Below are 15,418 nucleotides of genomic sequence, written 5' to 3'. Positions count from 1 at the left end.
CAACTCAACCGCACAAACCTTAAAAGCCGGACCATCCATCTGACACCAACCTTCAACCCGAATTCGGCAGTTGAACGCCGCTTCCTTCTTGAAGCATAGGGCTCCCAGCGAATTAAAAGCAATCAACCACTAAATTCAGTTTCATACTATCACCGTCTTCTACTTCCACTGCTCTGCTGTACCTGATAAACACTCGTCTTGTAAGCATAAAGACAGCTATTTATTTATAAGAAAAATTCACGGCAATTTTTGCTCCTTGAGAGAGTTCAATGCCTTTCACTAACGTGGGGTTCCAGTAGCTGGTAGAGCTTGTACAGTTCTTACCTATCTTTTTTTTATCGACATAGACTGTTTCGCAATAATTTTGTTTTGGGTCCCATTTTCCAGGATTTCCTCCAGCTGACAGTGTAAATGTGTATGTATTGCCACTTTCTGAAGACCAACCAACTGAGCCACTGGGTATTTGAGGGAGATTATTATTAAAATTATTCACAAGTACGTTTGTATTTACGACTCTCCCTTGTCCATCTTTTTGTATTTCAAATGTACCCTCAGCCTTTACATCTCGCTCTAACCGGGTTATACCGGTAGCTTTTACGGTTATTGGTGTTGTTATTCCTGAAGGCGGAGAAGGCTGGCTAAAACTAATGGTAGCTGCTGTCGCTGAAGCGGTGACAGCGATAGTCGCAAATAATAAATTAATCTGACTGTTCATTTGATACACCCTCTGTCCGTATCACTTGATGCAATATGATGCTCTGAATTCAAGTCAAACGCATAGTAAATAACCTTTTCATCCCTTCCGGTTAACGCCGGGAACGCTTCCCTAGCCCGGATATTTCATAAACATGCTCCTGGCCTTGCTTGCTCCTTGCGGCTCTAAGGGCAGTTTATGAAATATCCGGGCTAAAAGCCTTGGCCTGCTGGTTATTACCTGACAACATGCGGCCTTTTTCTCGATACCAATAAAGCCGCCACTGCACAGTCTTCTCACAAAGGAACTGAACTTTTGTATTCTCAAAGGGTAGTTCAGTTACTTGCGGTGGGATTAGTTTTTAAGTGGGCAATGATAGTCGTCCGGTAATAGCCAGCACATGCTTAATTTCTTTTACAATTTTGCCCATGATTACAGCTGATACCCATCGGCCAGTTATCCTTAGCTGAATAACCTTTCATGAGTACACCAGGGCAAAACACCAGGCAGGCATTAGCGTACATCACACTTTGCCAAATACGGAAGTTATTTTAAGACAGATCCATACGATCCGGTGGATGGTAGCTCAACTGATGAATTTCAGTTAGAGTGACTTCCCCCCAATCGACCTGGAATAAGGGAGAAATAAAATGGCCAAACCGTTAATTGTTGTTACAGGCGCCAGTTCCGGTATTGGTGCGGCTATTGCCCGCTCATTCAGCGCACAGGGACACCCCCTGCTGCTACTGGCAAGAAGACTGGACCAACTGGAGGCACTTGATCTACCTGAAACGCTGTGCAGAAAAGTGGATGTGACTGATCGTGCCGCCGTTCTGGATGCCGTGAAAGAAGCAGAGGCGAAATACGGGCCAACTGACTGTCTGGTTAACAACGCAGGTGTCATGCTACTGGGTCAAGCCGCTGAACAGAACCCGGATGAATGGGACCGTATGGTTGATGTGAATATAAAAGGTGTTCTCAATGGCATTCATGCTGTGGTGAAATCCATGCAAAAGCGCAAGGGTGGCACCATCATCAATATCAGCTCCGTGGCAGGAATTAAAGGTTTCCCGAACCATACTGCCTATTGTGGCACCAAGTTTGCCGTACATGGCTTGAGTGAAACACTGCGAGAAGAAGTGGCTGACGATAATGTTCGTGTAATTGTGATAGCCCCGGGTGCTGTTGAAACCGAACTACTGAGTCACACGGCTTCTGATGAAATAAAAGGGGTTTATGAAGACTGGAAAAAGAGTATTGGTGGCGCAATTACGTCTGAAGATATTGCCGCCTGCGTATCCTTTGCTTACCAAGTGCCACAAAATGTATGCGTACGGGAAGTCGTCGTAGCAGCAACTCGTCAGCAGCCCTGAGCCTGTCTATAAGCTTGGTATTGAGGAATGAAAGGCTTGTTTGACATGGGCTTAGCGCTACCGGGAAGGTAGCTATTCTTCAACCTGGAGATCTCCTGAAAGCGGGCTAAGCCTGTGATTTTTTATAATACGTCAAATGACGTATTATAAAAAATCAGCTGCAAACCTTTAACAGTAAGAATGTAAAAATAGCAGACCAAAATACTCAGGGTGTGGGCACTTTTTTTTGTTATAATAACTAATGGTCGTGCAAAAAAATTCTTGTTCATCTTAGCCCGGATATTTCATGAACTCCCATTAGAGCCGCAAGGAGCAAGCAAGGCCAGGAGCATGTTTATGAAATATCCGGGTTAATAAGCTGAACCAACAAAGGCTTCAACATACTGTCGATCATGCCACAAGCACAGCGCCTGCCTGGAAGTAGTCTTAAAAATCGAGCTACTAAAGCGATTTACGAGATAAAAAAACCAGTGTCGTTCATAAGTAAAAAAGCTTGTCTTTAAACCGTCATTCACTAAAAAACATGAAAAATAACAGCTTGATTTACGAGCATTAATGCCTATATACTATCGCATACATGGATAGAGGCAGTATTATTAAAAGCAAAAACAGTTGGCGTGTTGTCTAAACATTGTAGACAAACGGTTGTAATGCTAGTTTTTCTTCGTACAATTGCAACTCTCCCGCACTCACATAGAACTCTGGGTTTTTGCATGCCTTCGTCATGAGGGCATGCAAAAGCTATATTAGCTTATACAGTCAGGACGACAATCTGGTTAGCAGAAATATCTCTGCTACCAGTCTGTCTGTTAGTGAGAAGTGTGTAGAGAGGAATACACAACAAGCGTATGTTTAAGACTAGGCTCCGGGGGTTAAGCACACCATGCAGCTGAAGGTAGGGCTATATTCGGGCCATGACTATCTGCAAAAACCTGCTGTACACAAAGTGGTGTTGACCCAGTTTAGTGTGACGCTGGTTTTGATGCTTCTTTCACTACCCATTAGTTTTAATGCGGCCCTGTCTGCTCTGTTAGGTGGGCTTTGTTGCGCTATTCCCCATGCCTATCTGGTCTGGAGAGCGTTTCGCTTCAGAGGTGCCAGGGCAGCGAAGCAAATTGTAAGCTCTTTCTACCAGGGTGAGATCGGCAAGTTTATCTTAACAGTAGTGGCGTTTGTCCTGGTCTTTACCCTGAACAAGTCGGTTGAACCCTGGGCGCTCTTTGGCGCCTTTTTTATTACCCAATCGACCAACTGGTTGACGCCTCTGTTATTGGCGCAGCGGCAACGTAAACATAGTCATTAATGGATGGTGTACGGAACTAACCATGGCAAGTACTGCTTCTCAATATATTCAGCACCACCTGCAGAATTTGACCTTTGGTCAGCTACCAGCAGGTTACGAACGAGTTGACGCCTATGGTGAACATATAGGCACGCTCACAGAACCCACCTGGACGTTCGCGAAAACCGCGGCAGAAGCCAAAGACATGGGTTTCTGGGCCATTAACGTCGACAGTCTGTTCTGGTCGGTATTGCTTGGGTTGGTGTTTATTTTGCTGTTTCGCTACGTGGCCAAAAAAGCGACATCCGGTACGCCGGGTATGCTGCAAAATGTTATCGAAACCATTGTTGAGTTTGTGGACACCAGTGTCAAAGAATCTTTCCACGGTAAAAACCCGCTGATCGCCCCTCTGGCGCTGACGATCTTTGTCTGGGTATTTTTCATGAACCTGTTGGATCTGCTCCCTGTTGACTGGATTCCAGGGCTGGCAACACTGGCCGGTCTGCCATACATGAAGATCGTACCGTCCACTGACCCTAACATCACCATGAGCATGTCCCTGAGCGTGTTTGGTTTGATGATTTTCTTCTGGCTGAAAGTAAAAGGCCCCAGCGGTATGTTTGCCGATCTGGCCATGCACCCCTTTAACAGTAAGAACCCGGTTCTGAAAGCGATTCTGATTCCAGTCAACCTGCTACTGGAAACTGTTTCTTTGATTGCCAAACCCATCTCTCTGGGGTTACGACTGTTTGGTAACATGTATGCCGGTGAGTTGATCTTTATTCTTATCGCGATGATTGGGTTGGCACAGCTGCCACTACACTTTGGCTGGGCAGTTCTGCATATTCTTGTGATCACTCTACAGGCTTATATTTTCATGGTCCTGACCATTGTTTACATGAGCATGGTTCATGAAGATCACTAGGAGCTGAGCAGGCTCCTGTAGCCTTGTAACGTTTAATTTTTAAAAGATTTTAATTTCACAACATCACACGACACAATCGTCGGGAGGAAATATGGAACTGGTAGTTGGTCTGACTGTAATTAGTGTAGCAATCATGCTGGGGCTGGCAGCGCTGGCAACAGCTCTGGGCTTCAGTATGCTTGGCGGTAAATTCCTGGAAGGTGTTGCTCGTCAGCCTGAAACTGCGCCAATACTGCAAACCAAAATGTTCATTATCGCAGGACTGCTTGACGCGATTCCTATGATCACAGTAGGTATTGCTCTGTTCTTTACCTTCGCTAACCCTTTTGTGGCTCTGGTGGGCTAAAGCCGACGTTGATGCCCGGCCATGCCCGCACTGGGAACTACGGACACATTCAGCGTCCGTAGTAGCACTCAAATCAGGCACGAGCCAGCTCTTTCGAGTGAACGACATTAACCGAAGCAAGAGGTATTGACGTGAATATCAATGCAACTCTGATCGGTCAGACTATTGCCTTCGCATTCTTTGTGTGGTTCTGCATGAAGTATGTATGGCCACCGCTGATGCAGGTGCTGAACGATCGTCAGAAAAAAATTGCCGATGGCATTGCGGCGGCTAAAAGAGCCGAGCAGGATCTGGCACTGGCTCGCGATAAATCAACAGCGAAATTGCGTGAAGCCCGAGAACAGGCTCAGATAATTATTGATCAGGCAAACAAGCGCGCAACGCAGATTGTCGATGAAGCCAAACAACAGGCACGGGTTGAAGGCGATCGCCTGAAAGCCGCCGCTGAAGCTGAAATTGAGCGGGAAGCGAGCCTTGCCCGCCAGGCCCTGAGAAATCAGGTTGCTGCCTTGGCTGTTGTTGGCGCTGAAAGAATTCTGGGCGAGCAGGTAGACCAGGCGGCGAACAGCAAGCTGGTCGACGATCTGGCTGCTCAACTTTAAGGAGAGGTTTCATGGAATTGACCACATGTGCCCGTCCTTATGCGCGAGCCGCCTTTGAGCATGCCAGGGGGGCGGGACAACTGTCTCAGTGGTCCAAGATGCTTTCCTTGTGTGCCGGCGTTGTGCGCTTTGACAACGTTGTGAGTTTATTAAGCAATCCGTCGCTGACTGGAAAGAAACAGGCACAAACCTTCCTTGAGTTATGTCAGGGGAGTTTAAGCAATGATGTTGAAAACTTCATTCATGTTTTGTCCGAGAATAAACGGTTAGAACTGCTGCCAGTTATTGACACGCTGTTTAATGAATTAAAAGCAGAAGAAGAACGCTCGCAGGATGTGAGCGTCACCACAGCCTTTCCTTTGTCGTCTGAACAACGGGATACACTTGCGAAGAAAATCGAGGTTCGCCTTGGTCGCAGTGTTGCCCTCAATATCCAGATCGACAAAAGCCTGATTGGTGGCGTTATTATCAAGGCGGGTGATCTGGTCATAGATGGTAGCCTTCGTGCCCGGCTGACAAAGCTGGCCGATGCGATGGTTTCCTGAGTCACAAATAGCCATGAGTCCAAAATACAGCACTAACGTACGTTTCTTTATGAGTAAAACAGGCTGTTTTTGGGCGTAAATTCGGCAGGTAAGCTATGCAGCAACTGAATCCTTCTGAGATCAGCGACATTATCAAGAGCCGTATTGAGCAGCTTGATGTGTCCAGTGAAGCCCAAAATGAGGGCACCATCGTCAGTGTGACTGACGGTATCGTTCGTATCCACGGTCTGGCCGACGTTATGTACGGGGAAATGATCCAGTTCCCAGGCGGTGTATACGGAATGGCGTTGAACCTGGAGCAAGACTCTGTAGGCGCCGTAGTATTGGGTGATTACAGCCACCTGGCTGAAGGCCAGAAAGTCCAGTGCACAGGCCGAATCCTGGAAGTGCCAACCGGCCCTGAGCTGATGGGGCGTGTGGTAGACGCGCTGGGTAACCCCATTGATGGGCAAGGCCCGGTTAAAACCAAGCAAACATCACCTATTGAAAAGGTAGCACCGGGTGTTATTGCTCGTCAGTCTGTTGATGAGCCTGTTCAGACCGGTTATAAGTCTGTTGATGCCATGGTGCCTATCGGTCGTGGTCAGCGTGAGCTGATTATCGGTGACCGACAGACCGGTAAAACAGCGTTGGCTATTGATGCCATCATCAACCAGAAAGGTTCTGGCATTAAGTGTATTTACGTCGCTATTGGACAGAAACAGTCGTCTATTGCCAACGTAGTGCGCAAGCTGAAAGAGCATGACGCGATGGATCACACCATCATCGTAGCAGCCGGTGCCTCTGACCCTGCGGCAATGCAGTTCCTGGCACCGTTTGCCGGTTGTACCATGGGTGAATACTTCCGTGACCGTGGTGAAGATGCCCTGATCATCTATGATGACCTGACTAAACAAGCATGGGCATACCGCCAGATTTCTCTGCTGCTGCGTCGTCCACCGGGGCGTGAAGCGTACCCGGGTGACGTCTTCTATCTGCACTCCCGTCTGCTGGAGCGTGCCGCACGCGTTAACGCAGAGCATGTTGAAGCCCTGACCCAGGGTGAAGTGAAAGGTAAGACCGGTTCTCTGACCGCGCTGCCTATCATCGAGACCCAGGCGGGTGACGTCTCTGCGTTCGTACCCACCAACGTCATCTCTATTACTGACGGTCAGATCTTTCTGGAAACCGATCTGTTTAACGCCGGTATCCGTCCCGCGATGAACGCCGGTGTGTCTGTATCCCGTGTCGGTGGTGCGGCACAGACCAAAATCATCAAGAAGCTCGGCGGTGGTATTCGTCTGGCACTGGCTCAGTACCGTGAGCTGCAGGCGTTTGCCCAGTTTGCTTCTGACCTGGATGAGGCTACCCGTAAGCAGCTTGAGCATGGTCAGCGTGTGACCGAGCTGATGAAACAAAAGCAGTACGCGCCCATGTCCGTTGCTGAAATGGGGCTGGTGATTTTCGCTGCTGAGAAAGGTTTTCTCAATGATGTGGAACTCAAGAAAGTCAGTGCTTTTGAAGCCGCGCTGCTGAGCTTTGCCAACGCTGAATACAAAGAGCTGATGGCAACTGTCAATGAATCCGGCGACTACAACGGTGACATTGAAGCCGGCCTCAAGGAGCTGATTGAAAAATTCAAGGCCACCCAGAGCTGGTAATTTCAGTGGGCACATTGCAGTGAACGCATAGCACTTGTGCTTCACTGCAACGGCACACTGTCAATAAAAGCCGGCTATATGCAGGCTTGAGGGCAGAAAATGGCAGGCGCAAAAGAGATACGGACGCAGATATCGTCCATTAAGAGTACGCAGAAAATTACCAGCGCTATGGAAATGGTAGCGGCGAGTAAAATGCGTAAGGCTCAGGACCGGATGGAAACCAGCCGTCCTTATGCCGAGCGTATTCGCCAGGTAGTGGGACACGTCGCCCACGCCAATGCTGAGTACAAACATGCTTTTATGACACAGCGTGAGGTGAAGCGTGTTGGCTTCATTGTTGTGTCTACTGACCGTGGTTTATGTGGTGGTCTGAACACCAATCTGTTCAAGAAAACTGTGGACAGCATGTCGAGGTGGCGTGACAAAGGTATTGAGATTGAGCTCAGCCTGATTGGTAGCAAAGCGGTTTCATTTTTTAAAAGTTTTGGTGGTAACGTTGTCGGCGCCATGACCGCCATTGGTGATACGCCTGAAGTTGCTGACCTGATTGGCGGGATCAAAGTCATGCTGGACAAGTACGAAGCCGGTGAAATCGACCGGTTGTATGTTGTCTATAACCAATTTGTAAACACCATGACGCAAAAGCCAGATGTACAGCAATTGTTGCCACTGGTACCTGACGAAGACAAATCGTTGAGAAGACCCTGGGACTACCTCTACGAACCCGATGCCAAGCAACTGCTCGATGGCCTGTTGGTTCGTTATATCGAAACCCAGGTATATCAGGCTGTTGTTGAAAACAACGCCTGTGAGCAGGCCGCACGAATGGTTGCTATGAAAAGTGCCACCGATAATGCCGGCAACCTGATTGATGATCTTCAGTTGGTCTACAACAAGGCCCGTCAGGCTGCGATTACGCAGGAACTTTCTGAAATCGTCAGTGGTGCAGCGGCCGTTTAAGTCGGCTCTGGGCTTGGGCAGTGTCATGACGAACCGCAGGTTTGTGACACGCTCAACGCCAAAAAAACTAAGGGAGAGGATAGGCAAGGCTATGAGTAGCGGTCGTATTGTACAAATTATCGGCGCCGTCATCGACGTCGAATTCCCACGGGACAGCGTTCCCAAAGTATACGACGCATTGCGCGTTGAAGAAAAAAATCTGGTACTGGAAGTTCAGCAGCAGTTGGGTGATGGTATCGTGCGTGCCATTGCCATGGGTTCCACTGAAGGTGTCGCTCGTGGTCTGAAGGTTGATAATACTGGCCAGCCCATTCAGGTACCTGTGGGTACTAAGACTCTGGGTCGTATTATGGACGTTCTGGGTAACCCCATTGATGAACAAGGTCCAATCGGTGAACAGGAGCGCGCCTCTATCCACCGTAAGTCACCGAGCTATGCGGAGCAGTCTGCCAGTGACGAGCTGCTGGAAACAGGTATCAAGGTTATCGACCTGGTAGCACCTTTTGCGAAAGGTGGTAAGGTTGGTCTGTTTGGTGGTGCCGGTGTGGGTAAAACCGTTAATATGATGGAGCTGATCCGTAATATCGCCATCGAACACTCCGGCTTCTCCGTGTTTGCCGGTGTCGGCGAGCGGACCCGTGAAGGTAACGACTTTTACCACGAAATGTCCGAGTCCAACGTACTGGATAAGGTAGCGCTGGTTTATGGTCAAATGAACGAGCCACCAGGAAACCGTCTGCGTGTGGCACTAACGGGCCTGACCATCGCGGAGAAGTTCCGTGACGAAGGTCGTGACGTGCTGTTGTTCATTGACAACATCTACCGTTACACCCTGGCAGGTACCGAAGTATCCGCGCTGCTGGGCCGTATGCCTTCTGCGGTAGGTTATCAGCCAACACTGGCGGAAGAAATGGGCGTTCTGCAAGAACGCATTACCTCCACCAGGAAAGGCTCCATTACCTCTATCCAGGCCGTTTACGTGCCTGCTGATGACTTGACTGATCCGTCCCCGGCCACCACGTTCTCGCACCTGGACGCCACTGTGGTACTGAGCCGTGATATCGCTTCCAAAGGTATTTACCCGGCGATTGACCCGCTGGATTCCACCTCTCGTCAGCTCGACCCACTGGTTATCGGCCAGCAACATTATGACGTGGCCCGTGGTGTTCAAACGGTATTGCAGCGCTATAAAGAGCTAAAGGATATCATCGCGATTCTGGGTATGGACGAGCTGTCTGAAGAAGACAAGCAGACTGTAAACCGTGCGCGTAAGATTGAGCGCTTCCTGTCTCAACCTTTCTTCGTGGCCGAAGTCTTTACCGGCGCGCCTGGTAAGTACGTATCTTTGAAAGATACGATTCGTGGCTTCAAGGGTATTCTGGACGGTGAGTTTGACGGCTTGCCAGAGCAGGCTTTCTACATGGTTGGCTCCATTGAAGAGGCTGTGGAAAAAGCTAAAACCCTGTAATCATCCAAGGTCGGTTGCAGGGCGTTCAGTAGAAATACTTTGTCGTTTATACCGATGCCCTGCAAGCCACTGAACAGTGGATAAGGAGTCAACAACATTATGGCAATGACTGTACATTGTGACATCGTCAGTGCTGAGAAAGAGATTTTCAGCGGGCTGGTAGAGCTGGTGGTGGCTACCGGCAGTCTGGGTGACCTGGGTATTGCCTTTGGTCACGCGCCACTGCTGACAGAGCTGGTACCTGGCCCTATTCGCTTGATTCTTCAGGGGGGTACTGAGGAAGTGTATTACATTTCCGGTGGCTTTCTGGAGGTGCAACCCAATCAAATCAAGGTACTGGCCGATACTGCCCTTCGCGCGGAAGATATGAACGAAGCAGCAGCAAAAGAAGCCAAGAAAAAGGCTGAAGAAGCGCTGACCAATCAAAGCAGCGAGTTTAACTACTCCCGTGCGGCGATACAGCTGGCTGAAGCGGATGCACAGCTTAGAACGCTGCATGCGATACGTAAGAAATTCGGCAAATAAAAAAACGCGCTACGGCGCGTTTTTTCTACCTTTCTGTACAGCTATGAACATCATTATCAGCGTTTCATCCGTGAGTGGCTAAATCAATGGTGCCCGAATCATCAACTCGCAGTCAGGAATAGGAAAAATGAGGAAATATAGGGAAATATAAGAAATATAGGACACCCAAGGAAATATAGGAAATATAGGACACCCATACTTTTAACCCCACAAGAGCGAAGGATAAATTTATGGGTGTCTTTTAATTCGATGCTTTAATTCGATGATGGGTGTCCTTTAATTCGTTCCCCATTGAGTTACAGGAGACTCCTTTGTCTTTTGTAACTCGATAGGGAGGTGCAAAAGTCATTATTTCGTCGCTGCTCTTTAATAGATAGCAGGAGTCCATCATGAGCATTAAGTCTGTCTTAGGCGCTGGAAAGTTCATGGTAACCAAACCGGTTGTTTTTATTACTGGGGTCTTGACCTTATTCATCATGGCTAACGCTTATAGCCTGGATGAAAACCTTTATATTGATAATCTGATACCCTCCTCAGGTAACCCACATTACTCGAAAAGTGGCTATACACTTAAACCCAGTGGCCACGGGTACTGCATGTACGGCGTGTATAATCCAGGTTCATGCATTATCCTTTCTGGACCCAAGGAGTGTCATGTTGCCATACATTATGCTTCTTCACTCAAGCACGGGTGTGTATTTAAGCCCAGCTACCAGGATTTTAACATTATCAACAATGATACAGGCAAAATCGTCGCTTCGCTTCAATGGTACATATACGGCTGGAAGCCGTATATAAGAAGGCTCAAGGATTCTGAAAATATTATTGCAGATGTAACGGGTAAATCTCTTTGGTATTCGGTGAAAAACAAACTGAATATCTATTGTTACAGACGGTAAAATGCTATTTTTTCACAGGAAATATAGGGAAATATAGGACATCCATACTTTTAACCTTATAAGAGCCAAGGATGATAAATTTATGGGTGTCCTTTAATCCTTTTAATCCCTATATTTCCCAGGGGATCGCAAAGCCTGACTCGAATCAAAAGGCGATTTGGTGGAGATTGCTTGATTTGGCCATGTTTCAAACAGGTTTTGACCACTACAAGAACCTACTCCCAGAACAGTTTAGGGACTTTACGTTTTTTAGGTTCTGCTAATACATCTTCAAAGATCTTTGCTACGGGATAAAAATCGGGATTTTCAGTGCAAAATTTAATGACATCGTATAAAACCCTGTAATAAATACCATTAACTTTATCGCTAGTGCTCATGAGAAAACCCCATAAGCCAGCCATCTTTTCTACACTATTTTGACTAGAATCAGGAAATTCAGGCAGCTTTGATATTGAATAATATTCATTATGATCAGTTGCATATGAATCAACAGCAAGTTTAAACATTGCAACAAATTTATCAACTATTTCACTGCCAGAATAATAAAATGCACTTGCCCACTTATATCTTAATAACTCAGTTTTTTTATTATATCCTTCACTTAATATAGTATGTCCTTTTGTACTAAACATACTCGTCGAATAACGAGTTCCAAAAACATATTCGTTTTCTTGATTGAGAAAGTATGCAAGTTTTCTTTTTGTTTCTTCCAACTCACTTGTCTTGTATACAAGTTTTTGAACACAATATCTGTCAAGCTGTTTATTGATCAAAAAGTTAGGAGAATCAAGAAAAAGGTGCCCAGCAGCAGTTAAGTTGTTATGTTTAACCCTATCAAAAAATCTTTTTAATATGTTATCAGCCTTTACTTCATTGTTAAGACAATGTAATTTCTGTACAAGAAAAGAAGTAATAAACGCTGGTCTTTGTGAATTCAGCAAGTTAATTAATTTAATTTCTTCCGTTTCTTCTTTTTCTTCTGTTTCTTCCATTTCTTCCGTTTCTTCTGTTTCTTCCAAGATCGCGGCTACCACTTGTTCATAGTACCAGCTCGCCAAGGTGCCTGTCTGTGATTGATCTCTCCAAGGAAACGAATGAAACCATACAGTATCAGTATGTGTAGGAAGATCAAGGATAAAAAGAGCTTGCTCAATCGTTAAAAGTTGTTCTACATTTTCTTCAGATCGTAGTACATTATATTGTCCTACGGGAAATACGGTCCAGTTGCTAAAAAAGTGTTTAAGGTAGTTCTCTAAAGCATTTAAAATAAATAATATATTATTATGGGCAACTTCAACCATTTTCAAATACTCATTGTGTTGAGGATTTACATCAAAACTACCTCTACTAGATCTCAACATATTATCGGTTTTAAAGGATGCACAAAATTCATATGCTACATATAGCATTGCATAAAAGCGCATGTCAGGCATTATTTGGTCTGATTTTTTTGAAAGATTTCGGGTAAAACTGAAAAGAAAAGAATTTATGTTTGTTTTTTCTTGTTTCGTTTCATTTAACTCATTAATCAACCATACAGAAAAAAGAGGTACTATAGCTTCTGGCATTATTTCTGAGTTAACCCCTATGATATTTTGTAACCATGACAGCTTCTTTATTTTACTTATTGATGGTTCTTTTTTTACCTCTAGTTCTAATCGACTTATATTATCTTTTGTTTCTTTGGGAATATGCATGGTCGGCTTGAAGTGGACATTATGATGGGCTGCCGCATAAAATCTAACAAGGATTGGTAAAAGTATCTTTAATGTGTCAGGGTGAAGCCAGAAGCCAGTGGCTTTTTCTTCTGGGAATAGGAGAGTAAACATATCTTTATCAATATAACCATTATATACCTCCATTTGATTCATAAAAAAATTTTCGAGTATAGATTCTTTTGTAGGGCGTAGTATCTTTCTTTCGCTTTCATCTGGCAACATTGCGTTGACTGGCACACTAAACACGATGTAAACAAATGACAGAGCAACGACTATTGTTCGTAGGTTAGACATAAAGTACCACTAAAAATCACTACTAATCAGACCATCAATGCAGATAGTAAACTACTGATTTTAGGAGAAACACCATGCTGCATAACCAAGATGATACGTTTTTATGAATTGGCATTTAAATATAAAAAACTAAATCAGTGACACCACTTTAGACCTATCTCTATGAAATGCCAATATGCAGGGCCAGCAATTCCATAAAGTTTAATTAATCACTGATAACCCCCCGGCTATGCCGGGGAGACTCTCATAGGTTTAACCGTAGCGGCAATAACTACCCTTCAGTTTCTGACCAAGAAAATTGAACAAGGAAATATAGGGAAATATAGTGGGAAATATAGGACATCCATACTTTTAACCCTATAAGAGCCAAGGATAAATTTGTGGGTGTCCTTTAAACCCCCTTAAACCCCTCCTTTACCAATCAGGGTTGAGGTCGGTAACGGCCTCTTCTACTCGAACAAACACCGCCTTTGAAAATACTATTCCTCAAGCGTATCAAACATGGCCTTGAGTGCTGCTGCTTCTTTATTGGGTAAAACCTCAAATAAAAAGGCTGTGAAGCTACCAGCGCCTGTAGCCTTGTATTTTTTCCAAAAATCCTCAATATTAAACCATAAAAACGCACGTAATAATGTTTTATCAACTATAGCTCCAGATATAAATGAAGACCATCTTTCTTTCTTTATAATATGTTTTTCGTCTAAAAGTGTCTTCATAACAACCATGACAATCAAATCTAAATAGATGGTGTTTTTAATTTGTGTCTTAAAACTAAGATCAGAGGATGACACAAGATAAATTTCCCTCTTGCCATTTGTTTCACCACTGACTGCCTTATATAGCTCATAAAGAGGGGTATTCTTTGGAAATATAACTACTACCTTCTGTTTACCGAACCTATAGTCTTCAAAAAATACCTCAATCGTTGAAGCATCCAGACCCAATTTTTGTAAAGCTACCTGATAGGTGTTCTCTATATCTAATTTTAGTTGGTCAAAGTTTGGCTCAATAGAAAGTTTTAAAGGGCTAAGAATAGGTTTATCAATAGAAATTTTTATAGCGCTAGAAAAAGGGCCGTCAATAGAAAGTTTTATAAAATCAGGAGAAGGCTCAATCTCACATGAGGTGCCACCTGCTTCATCCGTATTGACTAAGAGAGTATTTTCAGACAGCAAGCTGTCAATATCCTCCTTCCTTTCTCCTTCAATAGAAAAGAAATCTATTATTGATGCTGGACTTACTCTATAACGGGTTCCCTCTCCCTCGTAAAAACCATATCTTTCGACCATGTCTGGAATTAACCTAGAAAAGTTTAGCTCTGTTTTTGTTGATACGTTAGTTACAAAATAATCTGAGTCTGCATAAGTTCCATCACCAAAAGGAGATCCCTGAGCTCCCCTAAAACTTTCCATGATTACTCTGTAAACTGTTCCATCTACATGCTCTATTTCTATATCTACCCCTTTACAATTAATAACCTTTACATCCCTTTTAAAAGGAGGGTATGCATTTTCTAATACAATATCTTTGCCAGTCTCATGAAGAGGATTATTTGAATATTCACGACAAATAGAAATAATTGCCTTTAGCACATTTGCCAGATCCTGATGAATTAACCTGGCCTCTGAAACCGTTTTTTTATCTAAATCTAAAACCGCTTGCAAAGATTCTGTTTGCCCTAAAAACCCTTCTATACTGATGCCGCCCGGCCTCATTGTTTCTTCCAGGTTTCTAAAAGAATATTGTGACGGTTCCCTTGGTGTTGTTGATATTGGTGCTGGTGTTGTTGGTGTTGGTGTTGGATTGCTCACTTAAAGCTCCAGTATCTGTAGTAGTTAAGATTTAACCTGACAATTACCGATTTTTTAGCGGCCTCTGTCAGATAAAATCTAGCCTATAAAATTTTTCCTTCCAGATTTTTCTCCAGCCACCGGATTTTCTTTCTGATTAATACAGTTCAAGCTCTTCCAACGGGGGTCACTGAATCCATAATATTCGCCCACAACCGCTCCCATCGGCCTCTTGTTTGAGTAAGAGCCCTCAAGGCTAATAGCAACAGACGACACAGGTACATCAAATTCAGGGAGGTCGTACCCGCTATCTTCATAGGTTTCAGCAAGCGCGCCAACATCATCCGATAACCGTTT

Annotated in this window: 15 protein-coding genes; 11 read left to right on the top strand and 4 right to left on the bottom strand. The window is 44.9% G+C overall.

Annotation, left to right across the window (positions count from 1 at the left end):
• Positions 1-220: 220 nt before the first annotated feature.
• The gene (locus V4C51_RS04770) at positions 221-715 is read right to left on the bottom strand and encodes a hypothetical protein (RefSeq protein ID WP_330924988.1); all 495 of its coding nucleotides are present in this window, start codon (positions 713-715) and stop codon (positions 221-223) included.
• A 629-nt stretch (positions 716-1,344) separates the two neighbouring features.
• Here V4C51_RS04770 and V4C51_RS04765 point away from each other — a divergent pair.
• The 11 genes from V4C51_RS04765 to V4C51_RS04715 all read left to right on the top strand — a co-directional run bounded on the left by V4C51_RS04765 (position 1,345) and on the right by V4C51_RS04715 (position 11,259).
• A complete protein-coding gene (locus V4C51_RS04765) occupies positions 1,345-2,067 on the top strand; it encodes an SDR family oxidoreductase (protein ID WP_330924987.1) in 723 nt (240 codons plus the stop codon).
• 883 nt (positions 2,068-2,950) lie between these two features.
• Positions 2,951-3,370 carry a F0F1 ATP synthase subunit I gene (locus tag V4C51_RS04760; protein WP_330924986.1) on the top strand — a complete coding sequence of 140 codons (420 nt, stop codon included), beginning with the start codon at positions 2,951-2,953 and terminating at the stop codon, positions 3,368-3,370.
• Between the two features lie 22 nt (positions 3,371-3,392).
• On the top strand, positions 3,393-4,274 hold the full coding sequence (gene atpB, locus V4C51_RS04755; RefSeq protein WP_330924985.1) for a F0F1 ATP synthase subunit A: 882 nt from the start codon (positions 3,393-3,395) through the stop codon (positions 4,272-4,274).
• A gap of 91 nt (positions 4,275-4,365) precedes the next feature.
• Positions 4,366-4,620 carry a F0F1 ATP synthase subunit C gene (gene atpE, locus V4C51_RS04750; protein WP_330924984.1) on the top strand — a complete coding sequence of 85 codons (255 nt, stop codon included), beginning with the start codon at positions 4,366-4,368 and terminating at the stop codon, positions 4,618-4,620.
• A 131-nt stretch (positions 4,621-4,751) separates the two neighbouring features.
• On the top strand, positions 4,752-5,222 hold the full coding sequence (locus V4C51_RS04745; protein WP_330924983.1) for a F0F1 ATP synthase subunit B: 471 nt from the start codon (positions 4,752-4,754) through the stop codon (positions 5,220-5,222).
• A gap of 11 nt (positions 5,223-5,233) precedes the next feature.
• Positions 5,234-5,767, top strand: coding sequence for a F0F1 ATP synthase subunit delta (locus V4C51_RS04740; RefSeq protein WP_330924982.1), 534 nt, complete (start codon positions 5,234-5,236; stop codon positions 5,765-5,767).
• Between the two features lie 95 nt (positions 5,768-5,862).
• The gene (atpA, locus tag V4C51_RS04735) at positions 5,863-7,407 is read left to right on the top strand and encodes a F0F1 ATP synthase subunit alpha (protein ID WP_330924981.1); all 1,545 of its coding nucleotides are present in this window, start codon (positions 5,863-5,865) and stop codon (positions 7,405-7,407) included.
• A 99-nt stretch (positions 7,408-7,506) separates the two neighbouring features.
• Entirely contained in the window at positions 7,507-8,367 is an 861-nt protein-coding gene (gene atpG / locus V4C51_RS04730) for a F0F1 ATP synthase subunit gamma (RefSeq protein WP_330924980.1), read from the top strand.
• A gap of 91 nt (positions 8,368-8,458) precedes the next feature.
• On the top strand, positions 8,459-9,835 hold the full coding sequence (gene atpD / locus V4C51_RS04725; RefSeq protein ID WP_330925032.1) for a F0F1 ATP synthase subunit beta: 1,377 nt from the start codon (positions 8,459-8,461) through the stop codon (positions 9,833-9,835).
• A 99-nt stretch (positions 9,836-9,934) separates the two neighbouring features.
• A complete protein-coding gene (locus tag V4C51_RS04720; protein ID WP_330924979.1) occupies positions 9,935-10,360 on the top strand; it encodes a F0F1 ATP synthase subunit epsilon in 426 nt (141 codons plus the stop codon).
• Positions 10,361-10,749: 389 nt separating this feature from the next.
• On the top strand, positions 10,750-11,259 hold the full coding sequence (locus V4C51_RS04715) for a hypothetical protein (RefSeq protein WP_330924978.1): 510 nt from the start codon (positions 10,750-10,752) through the stop codon (positions 11,257-11,259).
• 215 nt (positions 11,260-11,474) lie between these two features.
• Here V4C51_RS04715 and V4C51_RS04710 read toward each other — a convergent pair whose 3' ends face one another.
• The 3 genes from V4C51_RS04710 to V4C51_RS04700 form a co-directional block, all read right to left on the bottom strand.
• The gene (locus V4C51_RS04710) at positions 11,475-13,271 is read right to left on the bottom strand and encodes a hypothetical protein (protein WP_330924977.1); all 1,797 of its coding nucleotides are present in this window, start codon (positions 13,269-13,271) and stop codon (positions 11,475-11,477) included.
• 479 nt (positions 13,272-13,750) lie between these two features.
• Positions 13,751-15,082, bottom strand: a complete 1,332-nt coding sequence (locus tag V4C51_RS04705; protein WP_330924976.1) for a hypothetical protein — start codon at positions 15,080-15,082, stop codon at positions 13,751-13,753.
• Between the two features lie 78 nt (positions 15,083-15,160).
• Positions 15,161-15,418 (bottom strand): hypothetical protein (locus tag V4C51_RS04700; RefSeq protein ID WP_330924975.1); only part of this gene is annotated, 258 nt, incomplete at its 5' end.

Source organism: Candidatus Sororendozoicomonas aggregata (genome assembly GCF_031528575.1).
Lineage (GTDB): Bacteria > Pseudomonadota > Gammaproteobacteria > Pseudomonadales > Endozoicomonadaceae > Endonucleibacter > Endonucleibacter aggregata.
Note: the sequence above shows the minus strand (reverse complement) of the source record. Positions and strands in the feature narration are given on the sequence as shown.